We start from the raw sequence: 16104 nt of genomic DNA, 5'->3' as shown, positions 1-16104 counted from the left end.
CCATAAAAAAAGTTAAGCCGCCAACATAAAAGCAGCATCCGGCGTTTTTGGGTTAACTTTGCGCCGATGAACATTCCGATTAGTACTAATACACTACGCTCACTCATACCCACGATCCGTACGTCAGTAAGGCCGCGTACGCTGTCGTGGGTATTCCTATATCTTCTCATTGCGTTGACGGGTCAGGTCCACGCCCAGATTACGGGTGGCCGGATCGGCAACGGAAACGGTACCGGTTTTCCGGGCTTCACCGGCACACAATCCCAGACGGGTATCTCCGGATCCAAATCCGGCGGCCGCGGCGGCATCGACGATTCGACGAAAGTGATTTACGGGCCTAAAACAACCCGCTACTTTCTGGAAACCGACATCTTTAACAACCGGAAGACCCTTTACCTGATTGATACTGCGCTGGCCGGCCATCACCAGTACAATTTTGTTAACCGTAACCAGAACCTGTATCAGGATTTAGGCAACCTCGGCACCGCCCTGCGCCCGGTCTTTTACGAAGAACAGCAGCAAATAGGGGCTCAGAATGGCTTTTACGCCTATGCGCCCTATGCGTTCCAGACAATGCAGGTAAAGTATTACGATACCAAATCGCCGTTCACGCGGATGTACTTTGTGCTGGGAGGCCGCAACCAGAACGTACTGAACTTCGATTTCAGCCAGAACATCAACGCCCGCTGGAATGCGGGTTTTCAGGTGCAGCGGGTCACGTCGCGGAAGCAGTTCGGCGTAAACCAGACCGTGGATCCGTCGAGCTTCCTGGCGCAGGGCTGGGCCTTCGTCGGACAGACAAGCTACCGGTCCAAAAACGACAAATACACCCTGCTGGCCCACTTCAACCACCTGAATCATGAAATCGAAGAGCAGGGCGGCGTGCTGCCGCTCCGCAGCAGCGGAGGCGAATTGCTGGGCTACACCTTTGACGGATCGGCAAAACTTACCAATGCAAAAGGCTTTGACCGCCGGAATATGTGGCATCTGTACCAGCAGTACATCATGGCGCCGGGCCTGCAGGTCTATCACCGGCTGGATTATCAGCGTACGATCAATACCTTTTATGACACGGCCCTGGCAAAAGACTCGGCGCTGACCAGCTACTATCCGGCCGTAGTCCCTGCCTTGTTTCCGGCGGCCCGCCGTGCTCAGCTCGACAGTGCTACCACCCATCAGGATATTTTCTACCGGCTGCTGGAAAATAATGTTGGTCTGAAAGGCATTTACCAGATCGGAAAATCGGCGTTCAATTACCGCGCTTACATGCGCCACCGGATTTATTCGCAGACGGGCGAATACAATCGTCTGGCCGTTAAGGGCGATTCGGTGTTTACCGGTACCTACCGCAATCCAACCCGCCTGATCGACCGCAATGAGCTGTTTCTGGGCCTGTGGCTGGGCTATTACTTTCCGGACAGCCTCTCGCGCCTGACCGTCGAAGGCGAGTACCTGATCGGTCGGGACATCCGGCTGGAGGGACAGCTGGAAACCAAACTCTTTACGGCCGGCTACCGCAGCATTTTCGTGTCGCCGACCTTGCTGCAGCAGCGCTTTGAAAGCAACAACCTGACCTGGTCGACTAATTTCGGGTTGCGGGGCACACAACATGCTTACGGCAAGCTCAACCTGGCTTACCGGAAAATCCGCTTTCAGCCCGGGCTTGACTACTATTTACTGAATAACTACATCTATTTCGACGAAAAGGCATTGCCGAAACAGCTGAGCAGTGCGTTCAGTATTCTGCGCGCGGGTGTGGGGGCGCAGGTCAGCATCGGCAAGTTTCAGGCATCGACGCAGGGGTATTACACCGTTGTGTCGCGAAACGATATTCTCCGTGCGCCGAAGCTGTTCGTAAATTTGCGGGCGAGCTATGACCTGCTGTTTGCCAAGGTATTATATATTCAGACGGGCGTAGAGCTGCACTACAAATCAGCCTATTATGCGGATAACTACATGCCGCTGACCCAGCAGTTTTACCTGCAGAATAACCGGCGGGTGGAAGGCTATGTACTGGCCGACGTATTTGCCAACTTCCGGATTAACCGGACCCGGTTGTTTGTGAAAATGTCGCACGTCAATCAGGATCTGCTGCAGCCGACGTACTTTGTCGGTGCCGACTATCTGGGCATGCGCCGCACCTTCGCCTTCGGCGTCGACTGGTATTTGTTTGATTAGGGACAATGGGGGATCTTTATTGTTCCTGATTTATTTTACCATGCCTGATGGTGCCGGAAGCCGGTCATTATCGTAACTTTATTGATCCGGCGGAAACCTGCATGCCCGCCGGTGTAGTACGAAAGCGCCGGAACGAAATCCCCGGACCGCAAGCCGGTATCATGGCGACGCCGGATGTTCGGGGCGACCGGATGCACTAACCTTACTGAATGAATTTTCTTGAACAAACTGCCCGCACTGTCTACGCGAACCACGGGCCGCGGCTGGATGACGTGTGGGTGATATTACCGACCCGACGGGCGGTGACTGTTTTTTTAGAGTACCTGGCCGCGCAAAGTGAACGCCCGTTTCTGGCACCCCATACGCTGGCCATCGACGATTTTATTATGCAGGCGGCCGGCGTCCAGCTCATCGACCCGGTCAGCCTGTTGTTTGATTTGTACGAGGTGTTCCGCGAAATCGACGAACACCTTGATTTTGAGCCCTTCATTGGCTGGGCGTCGGTGCTGCTCGCCGACTTCGACCGGATCGACCAGTATCTGGTAAAACCGTCTTACCTCTTCGATTACCTGACCGCTGCTAAGGCCCTGGAACGCTGGCAGGCCAGTATTCCGGAGGGGGCTTCCATTGCCGAGACGACGGGGACGGCCCGCTATTTTCAGCTGTTTGAGAACCTGCATGCGGCTTACCAGGCCCTGCATGCGCGGCTGGATGCGCAGGGACTGGTGTATCGGGGTATGGGTTACCGGCGGCTGGCCGAGCAGGTTGAAACCCTCATCCGCGATAATATGGCCTACGAAAAGCTGTATTTCGTCGGGTTCAACGCCCTGAGCCGTGCGGAGGAACATATCATAAAAGTATTGCTTGAAGCCAAAAAGGCGGAGTTGTTCTGGGACGCTGATGCGTACTACATGAACGATTGGGGGCAGGAAGCCGGTGAGTTCCTGCGGCGTTACCGCGAAAACGGCTGGCTCTTTACCCGTGACAACCGCGAACAGATCGGTAATCACCTGCTCGGTACGCCCAAAAACGTTCAGATTATCGGTGTGCCAACGGCCAGTATGCAGGCTAAGGTCGCCGGTGAATTGTGTAAGGGCGGAGGGCAGGGGGCGGAGAGCGAAGGGCTTGGGGCGGAGAGCAGAGAACATAGGGCTCCAGGCCCAACGCCCAACGCCCCCGGCTCTAAGCCCTCCGCTCCGGACTCTCCGCTCCATGCCCTTAGCCCTATGCCCTATACCCCCGGCTCTATGCCCGCCGCTCACTCCCCGAAAACGGCGGTTGTGCTGGCCGATGAGACGTTGTTGGTGCCGGTGCTGTATGCCCTCGATGAATCGGTGAAGGACCTGAACGTGACCATGGGCCTATCGCTCCGGAATTCACTGCTGTTTACGCTGGTTGACGGGCTGTTTGAAATGCAGCGGACGGTGCACGAGTTCCGGACGCGCGACGGGCGTGACCTGCGGATTCCGAAGTTTCACCACAAGCACGTCATCAAAATCCTGAATCATCCGTTTGTGCGGCAGTATGAGCGGATTCGGGGGTTAATGTCGCCCGACGAGGTGAATGAACTGCCGAAACCCCTGTTTTCGTGGATCGTTGAGAAAATTGTGTCGGAGCAGCGGGCCTACCTGACCGAAGCCGAAATGCTGGAGCTGGGGCAGCATGATCCGCTGGTGACCGTATTGTTTACCCGCTGGCCTAACGATCAGCCGAGGCGGGTAATCGAACTGCTCTATGACCTGATCGACCAGCTCCGGGCGGTGTACCGCGAAACGCAGGATGCCATTGAGATTGAATACCTGTACCTGTTTTATACGCTGCTGAAACAGCTGGAAACCACGCTCGAACGCGAACAGGGGAAGGAAGGGGCCATGCAGGTGACCTTGCGCAGCTTCCGGCAATTCCTCTATGAACTGATCCGGCAAACCACCATTCCGTTTACGAGCGAAGGCAACAGCCATATTCAGGTGATGGGTATGCTCGAAACGCGGGGCCTTGATTTCGACCGGGTGATTATTTTGTCGGCCAACGAGGGGATTCTGCCGCAGACCCGTAAACTGAACTCGCTGATTCCGTTTGATATCAGTACGGCACCGGACATTAAACTGCCGACGTATCGGGAGCAGGAAGCCGTGATGGCCTACCACTTTTACCGGTTGCTCCAACGGGCCAAAGACATTACCCTGCTTTACACAACCTCGCCCGACGCCTATGGCATGGGTAAGGGCGAAAGAAGCCGCTACATCCGGCAACTGGAGTATGAACTGATTCCGAGGTCAGGGCAGATAAAGCTGACCTATCCGGCTGTCCGGATCGGGAAATCATACGACCGGCCACCGATCAATACCGACTGGCAAATTGCCAAAACGGGTAAGGTCATGGAGTCGCTGTTGCATAACCTGACCGAAAAAGGGCTTTACCCGACGGCACTGAACCAGTTTGTCGACTGTACGCTGAAATACTATTTTGCCCGTGTGGTAGGGGTAGGCGAGGAAGACGATCTGGAGGAAAAAATGGGGGTTGCCGAATTCGGTAGCTGGCTGCACCTTGCCCTGGAGACGCTGGACAAGGATTTCCGGATGCTGAATAAGCCGGTGACCGAAGACATTGTACAGGAAGTGCTTGAAACTACGTTTAAGGACGTGATGCGGGGGCGGGTAATGGAATCGGGCCTGAACCTGCTGATGTACCAGACGGCGCAGGAGCTGATGCTGAACTTTCAGCGGCGGCAGGCCGAACTGACTGGTCTTGAGGTACTGGGCACCGAGCAAAAACTGGAAACGACGATTGAGGTACTGCTTCCGTCCGGCCCGATCCGGGTGAAGGTAGCCGGTAAGATCGACCGCATTGAAAAGTATAACGGACAGATCCGGATTGTCGATTACAAGACAGGAACTGTTAAGCTGCCGGGCGACCGGGCAATGGATCAGGCGGCTGACAAACTCCCCGTTGAAACCGGCTCGGACTGGGGCAAGGCCCGGCAATTGTGGCTGTATAAGTACCTGTATCTGAAAAGCGACCTGAACCGCGATAATCTGCCGGTAACCGCCGGTTTTTACTCGTTCCGCGACAAAGACGGCGCGTTAAAAACGAATACGGTCCGCTTTTCGGAAGGCGAAACACCGGAGACATACGTCCATGCCTCCGAAGCCGTACTGGCGGGTCTAATTCAGAAAATTCTTGATCCTGAACAACCGTTTGTCCGGACCAGCGACCTGAAAACCTGTGCCTTCTGTTCCTACAAGCGTATCTGCGGCCGTGAATAAAAGCTGTTCCGGATGTTACTATCCGGAACAACCTGATTGCGGATTTGTAATCCGCAACACTCATCACAAGCTTTTAATAAACCCTGCAATCGCCGGCACCAATCCCGTTGTCAGCGGCAGCGACGGGTCTTTATAGGTCTTCATATTCGCCGCCTGATCGTCGCTTTCCGTGTCTTTGAGCATATGGGTCATGCGGTCAAAATAAGCGGTTTTGGCGTTCGGGCGGGCGGTGGTAAGGGTTTCTGCCTCAAGCATCTGCACCTGCAAATCCCGTTTTCCCTGGATAACCAGTACCGGAGCCTTGATTTTATTGATTTCAACGGCGGGATCATATTTCATCCACGAAATCATGTAAGGCTGCACACTCGGACGGAACAGGCTCATCAGCATGACCGGTGGTTTTTTGACAAACTGCCCGCTCCGGAGCGAGTCGAGATCTTTGTACGCCGTTTGCCGCATCTCATCGGGCAGTGTTTTCAGTTGTTCTTTCAAGGTCTCGGCAATATTACGGCCCGGACCCGCAATCGAAATAAACCCGTCGGCATTGGTCTGTTGGGCGGCTATCATACCGACCAGTGAACCCTCGCTGTGTCCGGCAATGATGATCTTCGAAAAGCGTTTGTCGGCCTTCAGTTGCTTAACCCAGCCGGCCGCATCCTGAATGGCACTGTCAAAGGTCAGATTGGCTTCCTTAAATGTACTCATATCGGTCGGCCGGCTTTTTCCGGCCCCGAATTTATCGTAGCGGAGCACAGCAATGCCGCGGGCATTCAGGCTGTCGGCGAGGAGTTTGTAGGAATCACCGCTGATAGCGGGCTTACTGTTTCCGTCGCGGTCGGTTGGTCCAGAACCTGCAATGATCAGCACGACCGGAACCGGCTTTGAGGCATTGGCGGGTAGGCTCAGTGTCCCTTCCAGGGTTACGTTAGTGAGGGGTTGCTGTACGGTTTGGCTGATAGCCGTCTGTGCGGAAACGCGGCCGACAGACAATACGATAGCGAGGGCGGTAATGGCGAGTGAGTTCATGTTATTGCTGGTTAGTTGATTGCTGACGATAAAGAACGAACGAGTACAGGGCCGAACCGAATGCAAGGCCCAGGGTGATTGTGAGCAGAACGGCTGTTTTCCAGGCGCCTGGTACAAGAAATACCAGCATCACGCAAAGCAACCCGCCCGCTACCCAGTAAGGGGCTGATTTCTGATGGGTTTTGCGCCATACGAACTCACTGTTGAGTGTCCAGGGGGTGCGGATGCCGACAAAGTAATTCGGGCGGACGCTGTACATAAAGTTGCCGATGCTGGCAATCATCAACCCGACCGAAGCCAGCAGAAAGCTCAGGAAGGTATCCGACTGTGCGCCGTTGGCTGTGTTGTACCAAAGCAGGAACAGGAGCAGACTCCAGCAAGCGGCAATGGCGATTCTCAGTTTCCGGTAATTTGACGAGTTGAGCTGTTGTTTCGGATCAATATCCGGGATGTAGCGGAACAGGAAATAGAGGAAGGCTGTAATGCCCCCAAACAGCAACACAAGGCCGTATTTCGGGCCGTAATCGTCGGGGATGCCCTCGGCATTGTAATGGAAGGGAACACGCTCAGGCAGGTTATTGTAGAGCGTACCAAGATAAATAAACGGGGCGACCATGAGGATCAGGATCAGCCATTCGTGTGAGCGGGTAGTTGTTTTCATGGTATTGTTGGTTACTTGTTTGGCGTTGACTTAAAACCGATGAGCCAGCCGAGCAGCTCATCGAGCACTGTGGTATTAAGGGTATAGCGGATGAATTGCCCTTCTTTCGTCGCTTCTACTAAACCTGCCTGTTTGAGCAGATCGAGGTGGTGGGAGATGCTCGGCTTCGTCATGTCGAAGCGGTCGGCAATATCTCCTGCCGTCAGATCGCCTTCCCGTAGCAGGTCAAGAATCTGCCGTCGGGTGGGGTCGTTCAGGGCTTTAAAGAGTGCATTCATACGTGATTCATTAGATATTTAGACAAATGTCTAAATGATTGAACGCTTTTCCAAATTGACTGATCCAAATCGTGATGAATGGAAAATCTAAAGGATGGAGGGTATTTATAACCACCAGAACCATCAGCAACCACCAGAATCACCAGTAACAATCCGGAACATCAAAGCCGGTCAAGCAACGCCTGTTGTTGTTGCCTCATGTCGTCGAGTACCTGACTCATGGCTTCCAGCTTTTCGTTGAGGGTACGTACTTCAATTTCCGCTTTGAGATTCACAAGATAGTCGTTCTGAGCGCGTTGCCGGTCCTTGGTTTCCTGCCTGTTCTGGCTCATCATGATCACCGGTGCCTGGAGGGCGGCCAGACAGGAAAGCATCAGGTTCAGCAGAATATATGGATAGGGGTCGAAGGGTTGTTTGTATAGAATAAAGGAGTTCAGGACAATCCAGCCAAAAATGATGAGGGCGAATATAATGATGAACGTCCAGCTCCCGCCAAAATCAGCAACCTTATCGGCCAGCCGTTCGCCGAAGGTTAAAGGCGTTTCATCGTCTTCAATCGAAACCGATATCAGGGTTGATTCCTCAAGGGAGGCCTGCACTTTGGGGTGAATAGGCTGTTTATGTTTTTTCATGTCGATGCGTTAAATCAGGTACAAATGAGAATTTTGCCGGCTATTTCTGAACAGAAGGCCGGATGAACGCGGCAATTTGCGAATTTTGCGCCCAAATCCGGGAATAAAAAATAGACTATTGATGATTGATAGATATATTTTCCCTGCCTCAAATCTCTGTTGTTCATTTACCACATAGCCACATGAGGACACAAAGAGCAAAAAAAGCTATGTTTTCTAATGTGGCTATGTGGTATCCCTATTAGATTTATAATTATAGGTTGATATGGAGAGGTAGAATGACGTCAATAGTGTAACAGTATTAGTATGATTAACAAACTAGAAAACCCGCAGATACTGGCGTGGGTACGCAAGCAACTGAGTAACCGTAATGAACAGGTGACCGCCCCTGGCGATCTGTTGTCGGCGTTACCTGAACTGTCGTCCGGGCAGGAACGGATTGCCGGCCAGGTCTCTAATGCCCATGTACTGGTGTTTGCCGGGGATCATGGGTGGAAGCAGGAAACAGACCCGACTGAAAGTTACCGGATGATCCAGCAACTGATCGGTGACGAAAATCATATTTTTGACCGGTATGCCGGCAAGGGCCTCACCCTGCTGCTCTGCGACGTGGGTGTACAGGGCGTATTTGCCGAAAATACGCCCGTGTTTGTCAAGTTTAAGGTCCGGCCGGGCACAGACGACATCCGGCAGTCGGCAGCGATGGAGCTGTTTGAGTGTGAGGCTGCGATGGATGCAGGCCGGACGCTGGTAAACGGAGTCGCCTACCGCGACTGCAATGCCGTCGGGTTCGGAACCATCGGAGCGGGTAGCGGGTTGTCCGCCAGTTTAGTAATCCATCAGCTGACCGGAATTCCGTTGGCAGACTGTTTACCGGACGGTATAACGCCGGAGGAAGCGGAAGCCATTCTGTCACGTGTTCATGCTTCGGCTGTGGATGAATTGCTGGCACAAACCGGCGGGCTCGAAATCGCTGCTGTAGCGGGAGGGTTGTTACAGGCCGCCCAAAATGAAATGCACGTACTCCTGACCGGAAATACGTGCATCGTGGCTGCATTGCTGCTGGCCTGTGCCACCAACCCGGCTGTTGCCGATTGGTGTATTGTATAGATCAAAAGGGCAATTTGCCCAGATCGACGTTTCCGCCGGTCAGGATAATGCCCACTTTCTGGCCCGTAAACTGGTCGGCGTGTTTTATTACAGCCGCAAACGGAACGGCGCATGAGGGTTCGATCACAATCTTCATGCGCTCCCAGATCAGCCGCATGGCGCCGATAATTTCAGCGTCCGAAACCGTCAGAATGTCGGATACATGCTGCCGGATGATGGTCAGTGTACGCGGGCTGAGTGTCGTCATTAACCCGTCGGCAATGGTATTGATGTAGGGTGCTTTTTCGACCACGCCCGACCGGAACGACAGTACGGCATCGGCTGCGCCTTCGGGCTCACCGGCAATGACGCGGGTTTGGGGCGAAAAATAATGCACTGACAGGGCCGTACCGCTCAGCAGGCCGCCACCCCCGACCGGCGCCAGGATAACATCAAACGGCTGATCCTGACCGTAGTCTTCCATCAGTTCCTTGGCCGATGTAGCCTGACCCGCTATCACGCGGTCATCGTCGAAGGGGTGAATCATGGCCGCACCGGTGCGTTCGATCACCGCCTGTACACCGGCCTCGCGCGCGTCAAGCGTTGGCTCGCACTCAATGATCTCGGCCCCGTAGCCGCGGACGGCATCTTTTTTCACCTGCGGTGCGGTTCGCGGCATCACAATGTACGCTTTCGTACCGACCTGTCGCGCCGCATAGGCAATCGCCTGGGCGTGGTTGCCCGACGAGTGTGTTGTAACACCATTGGCCAGTTCGTCCGGCGAGAGCTGTAACACCGCATTCAGACCGCCGCGTGCTTTGAACGCCCCGATTTTCTGGAAGTTTTCGCACTTGAAAAACAACTCCGCGCCAATCCGCTGATTGATTGTCTGGTTGGTCATCACCGGTGTCCGGTGAATATGTGGCCGGATCCGGTCGTGAGCCTCCTCAATGGTCGATTGGGTAATCATAGCCTAGAAGTTATACCGGAGCCCAACCCCCGACTGCACGTTCAGAAATAGCGGTGCCGGCAGTACCTCGACATACAGGCCGGTTTCTATGAACACCGAATACGGTTTGTTCGGTACAAAATATTCAGCACCGGCAATGGCAGAGCCACCGAGGGAAAAACCGCTTTCGTATTCGTTATACGTCTGAAGGCGTTGCGGATAATAGCGGCGTGAGTTAATCTGCCCCCCGATTCCGTAATAGCCGCGGAGTTCATCTTTGCCAAACAACCGGTTATGCCACACGTAATTACCCTGTACAGTCAAACCAACGCTCCGGTAAACCCCGCGACGGTAATCGCGCTTGTTGCCGTACAACCCGCCATACGTACCGATATTGAGGTCAAACGCCTTATTGTCACCGAAGTACTTCCGGATATTTATCCCTGCCGGTTCGCCGATCCGGAAACCTGCTGCCCAGTTGTTGTATTGGGCCTGCGCCCGTTGCGTGAAGGCGGTGCCAAGGATCACGAGGGCACCCAGAACCAGTTTTCTAAACATATGTGACGTTGCTGACGGTAAATAACGTTTAAAACGTAGTGGCCATTGTGACACGGTACTGTTTCAACGTATCAATTAATCGTTTGTTTTCCTCTGCCGTACCAACCGTAATCCGCAGACAGTCGTCGCACAGAATGACGCGGGAGCGGTCGCGGACAATTACCTGACGATCAATCAGAAAATCAAACACGGCCTTTGCCTCATCAAACCGGACCAGCAGGAAGTTGGCATCGGACGGATAAATCCGGCGGACGATGGGCAAAGTAAGCAGTTTTTCGTGTAAGTCCGACCGTTCGTGCAGAATCTTCGCCACCATCCGGTCCTTGGCTGCTTCCAGTTGCAGGGCGTCGAGCGCCAGCTGCTGGGTCGGGGCGGCAATGTTATACGGCGGTTTGATTTTGTTCAGTACGCGGATAATTTCTTCGGAGGCAAAGCACATCCCCAGCCGGAGCGCAGCCAGTCCCCAGGCTTTCGAGAACGTTTGCAGCACTACCAGATTCGGGTACTGATCCAGCCGCGATACCCACGACGTACCGGTTTCGGCAAAGTCGATGTAGGCTTCATCAACCACCACCAGACAGTTTTCAGCGGCATCCAGCACGGTCTGAATCGCCTCCTGGCTCAGCAAATTACCCGACGGGTTATTGGGCGAGCAGAACCAGACGATTTTCGGCTTTTTCTCCGCGATAGCAGCCAGTACGGCCGGTGTGTTTACCTGAAAGTCAGCCGTAAGCGGGACTTTTGTTAACGCAATGTCGTTAATGGCGGCGGACACTTCGTACATGCCATAGGTTGGCGGCATCGTCAGCATCGTATCAACGCCAGGGCGGCAGGTAGCGCGAACCAGCAGGTCAATGGGTTCGTCGGAGCCGTTGCCCAGAAAGATCTGTGTTGGCCGGACCTGCTTGATCGGCGCCAGCCGCTCTTTGATCGCCGATTGATAGGGATCGGGGTAGCGGTTAAAGGTCGTCAGCGCATTGTCGCCACTCAGCACCGGTCCGAACGGGTTTTCATTGGCATCCAGAAATACGCCTTCCTTTCCCGTATATTCGTCACGGGCTGAGGAGTAGGGTGTAATGTTCAGGATGTGTGGACGAAGAATATCAGCAAGATTAAAAGGACGCATATTGGTTACTGGTTAATCATTCAGTTATTAGAAAGGATCGGCCGGCTCAGCACCAGCATACCCCGTAATTCTGGTTTCATGACGGCAAAGGTCAGCTGTTCGGCACCGACGACGGTGAAACCATTCTGCCGGTAAAAGTGCAGGGCGGCTTCGCTGCTATCCATGGCTTTGAGCCAGACACAGCCTTTATTCAGCTCCTGCGCCAGCCCGACCACAAAATCAACGGCGAAGCGGCCGAGGCCTTTACCGGTGGCCGAGGCCAGAAAATAAATCCGTTCGAGTTCCAGCGCCGACAAATCCGGGTCAGTTGGCAGGGGTTTGTCGAGGTTGATTTTCAGAAAACCTACCGATTGGCCGGCATCGCGGATGAGGTAAAAGCGGCTGTTTGGGTCGGCCAGTTCGGCTGTCAGCTGAGCGGTGTTAAAGCAGCGGTTCATATACCACTCGCCGCCGTCCAGCCAGAGATGCAGGTAATGGTCCCGATAGGCCTGCAACGCCAGCCCGGCAAGTGCTTCGGCATCTGCCGGACCTATCTCATGAATAGCCTGTTGTTTAGAAAAGAGGCTGATAGAGTTCATAATCAAAGGCTAAGTCTTTTTCTGCAATTGGCTTGTTAAGCGTCGGGTGGAAATACAGGGTAACTTTTACGGAAGTTCCTGGTATGTGCCGGATCTCTTCAATTTTCCGGATTAAAAAAGATTTCTTATCAATCCAGATTGTGGTCGGAATTTTCGGCGAACTATCATTAAGGCCTTTTAACATAAAGCAGTCGGCTCCGTCTATTTTTTGATAGCCTGTTAATGTAAGTCCCATGACCCGTTGCAGAATCAGGCCGGTTTCATTAAGATCGTTGAACAGATAGCTGGTAATCTTCCGGGAGGAAGTCTGAGAGACGCCGGCCGCTGCCGCGAGTGCATCATGTAATGTACTCTCGTTTTCAAGCCTTTTATTTAATGCCCAATAGGTTCTGGTTTTTCCGTTGGCCGACCCGATCAGATAGGTATCTGAATAAAATAACGACCGGTTCTGACTCTCATACATATAACGGAATTGATTGGTACTCCTGTTAAAAGCAGAGGTGAAGTGGAGTTTGTTCGTAAAACCGGTTTTTTGGTACCATTTAGGGTTTTCATACGTAAACTCAGAAATAACTTCACCAGCATCCTGATAAGTCCGGGCAGTTTGGTACACCTGCTGCATCCGCTCAATAATCTGTTGAGCTTTTCCGGTTGCCTGCTGGGCATTGGAGGTCAGGCACAGATGCCCGAGGAGCACTATCAATAATCGTGTTTTCATGTCTGTATCGGAGTGGGAAAAAGAAAAAAGCCCCGCCTGAACGTTTAGACGGGGCGTTGGCAATTATAGCTCGTCTAAGGCTTTCAACCGGATGCTGACGGCCCGTTTGTGGGCATCCAGCGACTCGGCTTCGGCCATCGCTTCGACCACCGGCCCCAGCCCGCGCAGGCCTTCCGGGGTAATCGACTGAACGGTAATTTTCTTCACGAAACTATCCAGCGATACGCCGCTGTAGGCACGGGCAAAGCCGTTGGTTGGCAGGGTATGGTTGGTACCCGATGCATAATCACCGGCTGATTCAGGGGTATAGTTTCCAAGGAAAATAGAACCCGCATTGATGATTTTTTCGGCAACGGCTTCTGCGTCGGCCACGCTCAGAATCAGGTGCTCAGCGGCATACTGATTCAGCAGGTCAATCGCATCGGCCTGCGTGTCCACCAGAATGGCTTTGCTGTTCTCAATAGCTTTTGCGGCTAAATCACGGCGCGGGAGTCGTTCCAGCTGAGTTGTCAGCGCCAGATTTACGCTGTTCAGCAACTTCCTCGAGGTTGTCACCAGCAGTACCTGGCTGTCGGCTCCGTGTTCGGCCTGCGACAATAAGTCTGCCACGACAAAAGCCGGAACGGCCGTGTCGTCGGCGTAGACCGCCACTTCGGAGGGGCCGGCCGGCATGTCGATAGCCATGCCTTCTTTTGCCACCAGCATTTTGGCGGCCGTCACGTATTGGTTACCGGGGCCGAAAATCTTGTAAACCTGCGGAACCGTTTTGGTGCCGTATGCCATAGCCGCAATCGCCTGTGCTCCGCCGATGCGGTAAACGTTGGTGATGCCAACCAACTGAGCGGCGAAATAGATGGCAGGGTGATTGCCGGGCGTACACAGCACCACCTCGCGGCAGCCGGCAAGCTGCGCCGGAACGCCCAGCATCAGCACGGTGCTGAACAGGGGCGCCGTTCCGCCGGGGATGTACAAGCCGACTTTTTCGATACCAACGGACCGGCGCCAGCAGGTCACGCCCGGCATCGTGTCAATTTTTTCGACGGCCTGTTTCTGGGCGGCGTGAAAGGTCCGGATGTTGGCATAGGCCTGCCGGATGGCTGCTTTCAGGTCGTCGCTCAGCTGCGCTTCGGCGGCAGCCAGTTCTTCGGCCGGTACCTGAATGCCGGTTTCGGCCAGATCAACGTTATCGAATCGTTTGGCGAGTTCAATCAGCGCCGCATCGCCCCCGGCTTTTACCTGTGCCAGAATCGGAGCGACGGCTGCTTCGATCTGCGCCGACGACTGTACCGGACGGGCCAGTAAAGCTGGCCACTCGCTCCGGTCCGGAAAAGGAATCAGTTGCATAACGGCTGCGTTTAGTAAATCATTTTTTCAATCGGAATCACCAGAATGCCCTGCGCACCGGCGGCGCGGATGGCTTCGATGTTTTCCCAGAAATCATTTTCATTCAGTACCGAATGCACCGAACTCCAGCCTTCGGTAGCCAGCGGCGTAACGGTCGGGCTTTTCATACCCGGCAGGAGCGAGGTGATCTTTTCGAGTGATTCGTTCGGCGCGTTCAGTACGATGTACTTATTGTTCTTAGCCGCCTGAACAGCCTTAATCCGGAACAACAGTTTATCAATCAGAGCCTGTTTTTCGTCGCTGATGGATTGCGCACCAACCAGAATAGCCTCCGAGCGGAAAATAACTTCTACCTCTTTCAGGCCGTTGCTGAGCAGCGTACTCCCCGAACTGACAATGTCGCACACTGCTTCGGCCAGACCGATACTTGGCGCAATTTCAACCGAACCGCTGATTTCATGAATGTTAGCCTGTACACCTTCTCCGGCCAGGTAGTTGCCCAGCAGGCGCGGGTATGAGGTAGCGATATTTTTATGCTGTAGCTGCTGAATACCGTTCCAGTTTTCACCGCGGGGAATCGCAATCGACAGACGGCATTTAGAGAAACCCATTTTATGGATGGTACGCACGTTGCGGGCCGTTTCGACCGCTACATTTTCGCCGACGATACCAAGGTCAGCCACGCCGTCTTCCACATAACCGGGAATATCGTCGTCGCGGAGAAACAGAAATTCAGCCGGGAAGTTCGAGGAAACAGATTTGAGTTTGCCCGTACCGTAATCGAAGCGGATGCCGCATTCTTTAAACAGCTGGTACGAGTCTTCGCTTAGCCTGCCAGACTTTTGCAGAGCAATTCGAATCACGGAGTTCATTAAAAATGGGATTTTAAGACAATTGAATGGTCCGGTTACGAGCAGCCGGACAGTTGAAAACAGGCAGAGGTGCGGCCATTATTGACCGTTAAAATGTCGATGGAGATGAAGAATAAGTGCCTGTCCCGTTTTCATGGTGCAAAGGTAGGGGGAGGCTGTAAGAAAACAAAGCGTTTTCCGGAGCGATACACGATTTAACCGCGCCTCCCGCTCCGGAACAAAAATTTACAGTGTTGCGTAGAATTATAACTGCCTTTTTTGACGGTAATGTGATGATGCCGCAGTAACTGAACAGGACCGGTGGCGATTACCTCAAAAAAACCGGGCAGGTTATCGGCTTCGCCCCGGAACTCGCGGACATTGTCACTGACACCACCGAAAGGGTTGTCAGGCTGAACAGCGTGACGGCAAGGTATTTTTTATGATAAGACGATAATTAGCTAATGCAGCCATACAGACTGCATAGATACGGAGGAGTATGTTGAATGTCAATGCATTGACAAAAAACAGCGCGAGCTTGTACCGCCCCTACAGGGCGGACGTGGATTGGGGCGTTTTGGTTTCTACCGACGCTGTGCTGTTATGCTCCTACGGAGCAGGTGGGCAGCGCATGAAATCAAAAACAGCATTAACCAACCATTGTCCCGTAGGGACATAACAGCGCAGCGTCGGTAGATGTTAGGCAGGGCAGGATTATAGAATTATCCATTGTCCCGTAGGGACACAACAGCGCAGCGTCGGTAGACGTCGCACAGGGCAGGATTATAGAATTATCCATTGTCCCGTAGGGACACAACAGCGCAGCGTCGGTAGACGTCGCACAGGGCAG

At 53.6% G+C, this 16104-nt stretch carries 16 protein-coding genes; 4 read left to right on the top strand and 12 right to left on the bottom strand.

The genetic code is table 11. The features are described from left to right. The first annotated feature begins 66 nt into the window (after positions 1–66). Genes AC23NW_RS13315 through AC23NW_RS13305 form a run of 3 tightly spaced genes read left to right on the top strand, consistent with a single transcriptional unit; the run spans position 67 to position 5444 of the window. Positions 67–2178, top strand: a complete 2112-nt coding sequence (locus tag AC23NW_RS13315) for a putative porin (protein WP_487450092.1) — start codon at positions 67–69, stop codon at positions 2176–2178. Between the two features lie 47 nt (positions 2179–2225). Continuing rightward, a complete protein-coding gene (locus AC23NW_RS13310) occupies positions 2226–2378 on the top strand; it encodes a hypothetical protein (protein ID WP_487450091.1) in 153 nt (50 codons plus the stop codon). 9 nt (positions 2379–2387) lie between these two features. Continuing rightward, complete coding sequence (locus tag AC23NW_RS13305) at positions 2388–5444, top strand: PD-(D/E)XK nuclease family protein (RefSeq protein WP_487450090.1); 3057 nt, start codon at positions 2388–2390, stop codon at positions 5442–5444. Between the two features lie 63 nt (positions 5445–5507). Here AC23NW_RS13305 and AC23NW_RS13300 read toward each other — a convergent pair whose 3' ends face one another. The 4 genes from AC23NW_RS13300 to AC23NW_RS13285 all read right to left on the bottom strand — a co-directional run bounded on the left by AC23NW_RS13300 (position 5508) and on the right by AC23NW_RS13285 (position 8041). Continuing rightward, the gene (locus AC23NW_RS13300; protein ID WP_487450089.1) at positions 5508–6470 is read right to left on the bottom strand and encodes an alpha/beta hydrolase family protein; all 963 of its coding nucleotides are present in this window, start codon (positions 6468–6470) and stop codon (positions 5508–5510) included. A gap of 1 nt (position 6471) precedes the next feature. Further along, a complete protein-coding gene (locus AC23NW_RS13295; RefSeq protein ID WP_293834956.1) occupies positions 6472–7131 on the bottom strand; it encodes an SdpI family protein in 660 nt (219 codons plus the stop codon). Between the two features lie 11 nt (positions 7132–7142). Continuing rightward, the gene (locus AC23NW_RS13290; protein WP_071501136.1) at positions 7143–7409 is read right to left on the bottom strand and encodes an autorepressor SdpR family transcription factor; all 267 of its coding nucleotides are present in this window, start codon (positions 7407–7409) and stop codon (positions 7143–7145) included. A gap of 161 nt (positions 7410–7570) precedes the next feature. Next, the gene (locus AC23NW_RS13285) at positions 7571–8041 is read right to left on the bottom strand and encodes a DUF1003 domain-containing protein (protein ID WP_487450087.1); all 471 of its coding nucleotides are present in this window, start codon (positions 8039–8041) and stop codon (positions 7571–7573) included. A 306-nt stretch (positions 8042–8347) separates the two neighbouring features. Between AC23NW_RS13285 and AC23NW_RS13280 the strand changes: the two genes are divergently transcribed. After that, positions 8348–9151 (top strand): nicotinate-nucleotide--dimethylbenzimidazole phosphoribosyltransferase, encoded by an 804-nt coding sequence (locus AC23NW_RS13280; protein WP_487450085.1) that lies wholly within the window; start codon positions 8348–8350, stop codon positions 9149–9151. Position 9152: 1 nt separating this feature from the next. Here AC23NW_RS13280 and AC23NW_RS13275 read toward each other — a convergent pair whose 3' ends face one another. The 8 genes from AC23NW_RS13275 to AC23NW_RS13240 form a co-directional block, all read right to left on the bottom strand. After that, positions 9153–10100: a threonine ammonia-lyase gene (locus AC23NW_RS13275; RefSeq protein WP_487450083.1), complete on the bottom strand. Its 948-nt coding sequence runs from the start codon at positions 10098–10100 to the stop codon at positions 9153–9155. A 3-nt stretch (positions 10101–10103) separates the two neighbouring features. Next, positions 10104–10637 (bottom strand): hypothetical protein, encoded by a 534-nt coding sequence (locus AC23NW_RS13270; RefSeq protein ID WP_487450082.1) that lies wholly within the window; start codon positions 10635–10637, stop codon positions 10104–10106. A gap of 28 nt (positions 10638–10665) precedes the next feature. Further along, complete coding sequence (gene hisC / locus AC23NW_RS13265; RefSeq protein WP_487450081.1) at positions 10666–11763, bottom strand: histidinol-phosphate transaminase; 1098 nt, start codon at positions 11761–11763, stop codon at positions 10666–10668. A 20-nt stretch (positions 11764–11783) separates the two neighbouring features. Then, complete coding sequence (locus AC23NW_RS13260) at positions 11784–12341, bottom strand: N-acetyltransferase family protein (RefSeq protein ID WP_487450080.1); 558 nt, start codon at positions 12339–12341, stop codon at positions 11784–11786. Next, the gene (locus tag AC23NW_RS13255) at positions 12316–13059 is read right to left on the bottom strand and encodes a hypothetical protein (RefSeq protein ID WP_487450078.1); all 744 of its coding nucleotides are present in this window, start codon (positions 13057–13059) and stop codon (positions 12316–12318) included. Before AC23NW_RS13255 ends, AC23NW_RS13260 begins: the two co-directional genes overlap by 26 nt. 63 nt (positions 13060–13122) lie before the next feature. Next, complete coding sequence (gene hisD, locus AC23NW_RS13250) at positions 13123–14403, bottom strand: histidinol dehydrogenase (RefSeq protein ID WP_487450076.1); 1281 nt, start codon at positions 14401–14403, stop codon at positions 13123–13125. Positions 14404–14414: 11 nt separating this feature from the next. Further along, positions 14415–15275 carry an ATP phosphoribosyltransferase gene (gene hisG / locus AC23NW_RS13245; protein WP_487450075.1) on the bottom strand — a complete coding sequence of 287 codons (861 nt, stop codon included), beginning with the start codon at positions 15273–15275 and terminating at the stop codon, positions 14415–14417. A gap of 628 nt (positions 15276–15903) precedes the next feature. Next, positions 15904–16104: hypothetical protein (locus AC23NW_RS13240; protein ID WP_487450073.1), on the bottom strand; the 201-nt coding region annotated here is incomplete at its 5' end.

Source organism: Arsenicibacter sp. R0_47, from assembly GCF_057652235.1.
The sequence above is the reverse complement of the archived record's forward strand: the minus strand, read 5'-3'. Positions and strand labels throughout refer to the sequence as shown.

What these genes read in the sequence shown, in the direction of transcription:
- hisC (WP_487450081.1), bottom strand. Translation starts at nt 11,763, where the DNA reads ATGCGTCCTTTTAATCTTGCTGATATTCTTCGTCCACACATCCTGAAC.
- AC23NW_RS13310 (WP_487450091.1), top strand. Translation starts at nt 2,226, where the DNA reads ATGGTGCCGGAAGCCGGTCATTATCGTAACTTTATTGATCCGGCGGAA.
- AC23NW_RS13305 (WP_487450090.1), top strand. Translation starts at nt 2,388, where the DNA reads ATGAATTTTCTTGAACAAACTGCCCGCACTGTCTACGCGAACCACGGG.
- AC23NW_RS13295 (WP_293834956.1), bottom strand. Translation starts at nt 7,131, where the DNA reads ATGAAAACAACTACCCGCTCACACGAATGGCTGATCCTGATCCTCATG.
- AC23NW_RS13255 (WP_487450078.1), bottom strand. Translation starts at nt 13,059, where the DNA reads ATGAAAACACGATTATTGATAGTGCTCCTCGGGCATCTGTGCCTGACC.
- AC23NW_RS13300 (WP_487450089.1), bottom strand. Translation starts at nt 6,470, where the DNA reads ATGAACTCACTCGCCATTACCGCCCTCGCTATCGTATTGTCTGTCGGC.
- AC23NW_RS13260 (WP_487450080.1), bottom strand. Translation starts at nt 12,341, where the DNA reads ATGAACTCTATCAGCCTCTTTTCTAAACAACAGGCTATTCATGAGATA.
- hisD (WP_487450076.1), bottom strand. Translation starts at nt 14,403, where the DNA reads ATGCAACTGATTCCTTTTCCGGACCGGAGCGAGTGGCCAGCTTTACTG.
- AC23NW_RS13275 (WP_487450083.1), bottom strand. Translation starts at nt 10,100, where the DNA reads ATGATTACCCAATCGACCATTGAGGAGGCTCACGACCGGATCCGGCCA.
- AC23NW_RS13290 (WP_071501136.1), bottom strand. Translation starts at nt 7,409, where the DNA reads ATGAATGCACTCTTTAAAGCCCTGAACGACCCCACCCGACGGCAGATT.
- hisG (WP_487450075.1), bottom strand. Translation starts at nt 15,275, where the DNA reads ATGAACTCCGTGATTCGAATTGCTCTGCAAAAGTCTGGCAGGCTAAGC.
- AC23NW_RS13285 (WP_487450087.1), bottom strand. Translation starts at nt 8,041, where the DNA reads ATGAAAAAACATAAACAGCCTATTCACCCCAAAGTGCAGGCCTCCCTT.
- AC23NW_RS13280 (WP_487450085.1), top strand. Translation starts at nt 8,348, where the DNA reads ATGATTAACAAACTAGAAAACCCGCAGATACTGGCGTGGGTACGCAAG.
- AC23NW_RS13270 (WP_487450082.1), bottom strand. Translation starts at nt 10,637, where the DNA reads ATGTTTAGAAAACTGGTTCTGGGTGCCCTCGTGATCCTTGGCACCGCC.
- AC23NW_RS13315 (WP_487450092.1), top strand. Translation starts at nt 67, where the DNA reads ATGAACATTCCGATTAGTACTAATACACTACGCTCACTCATACCCACG.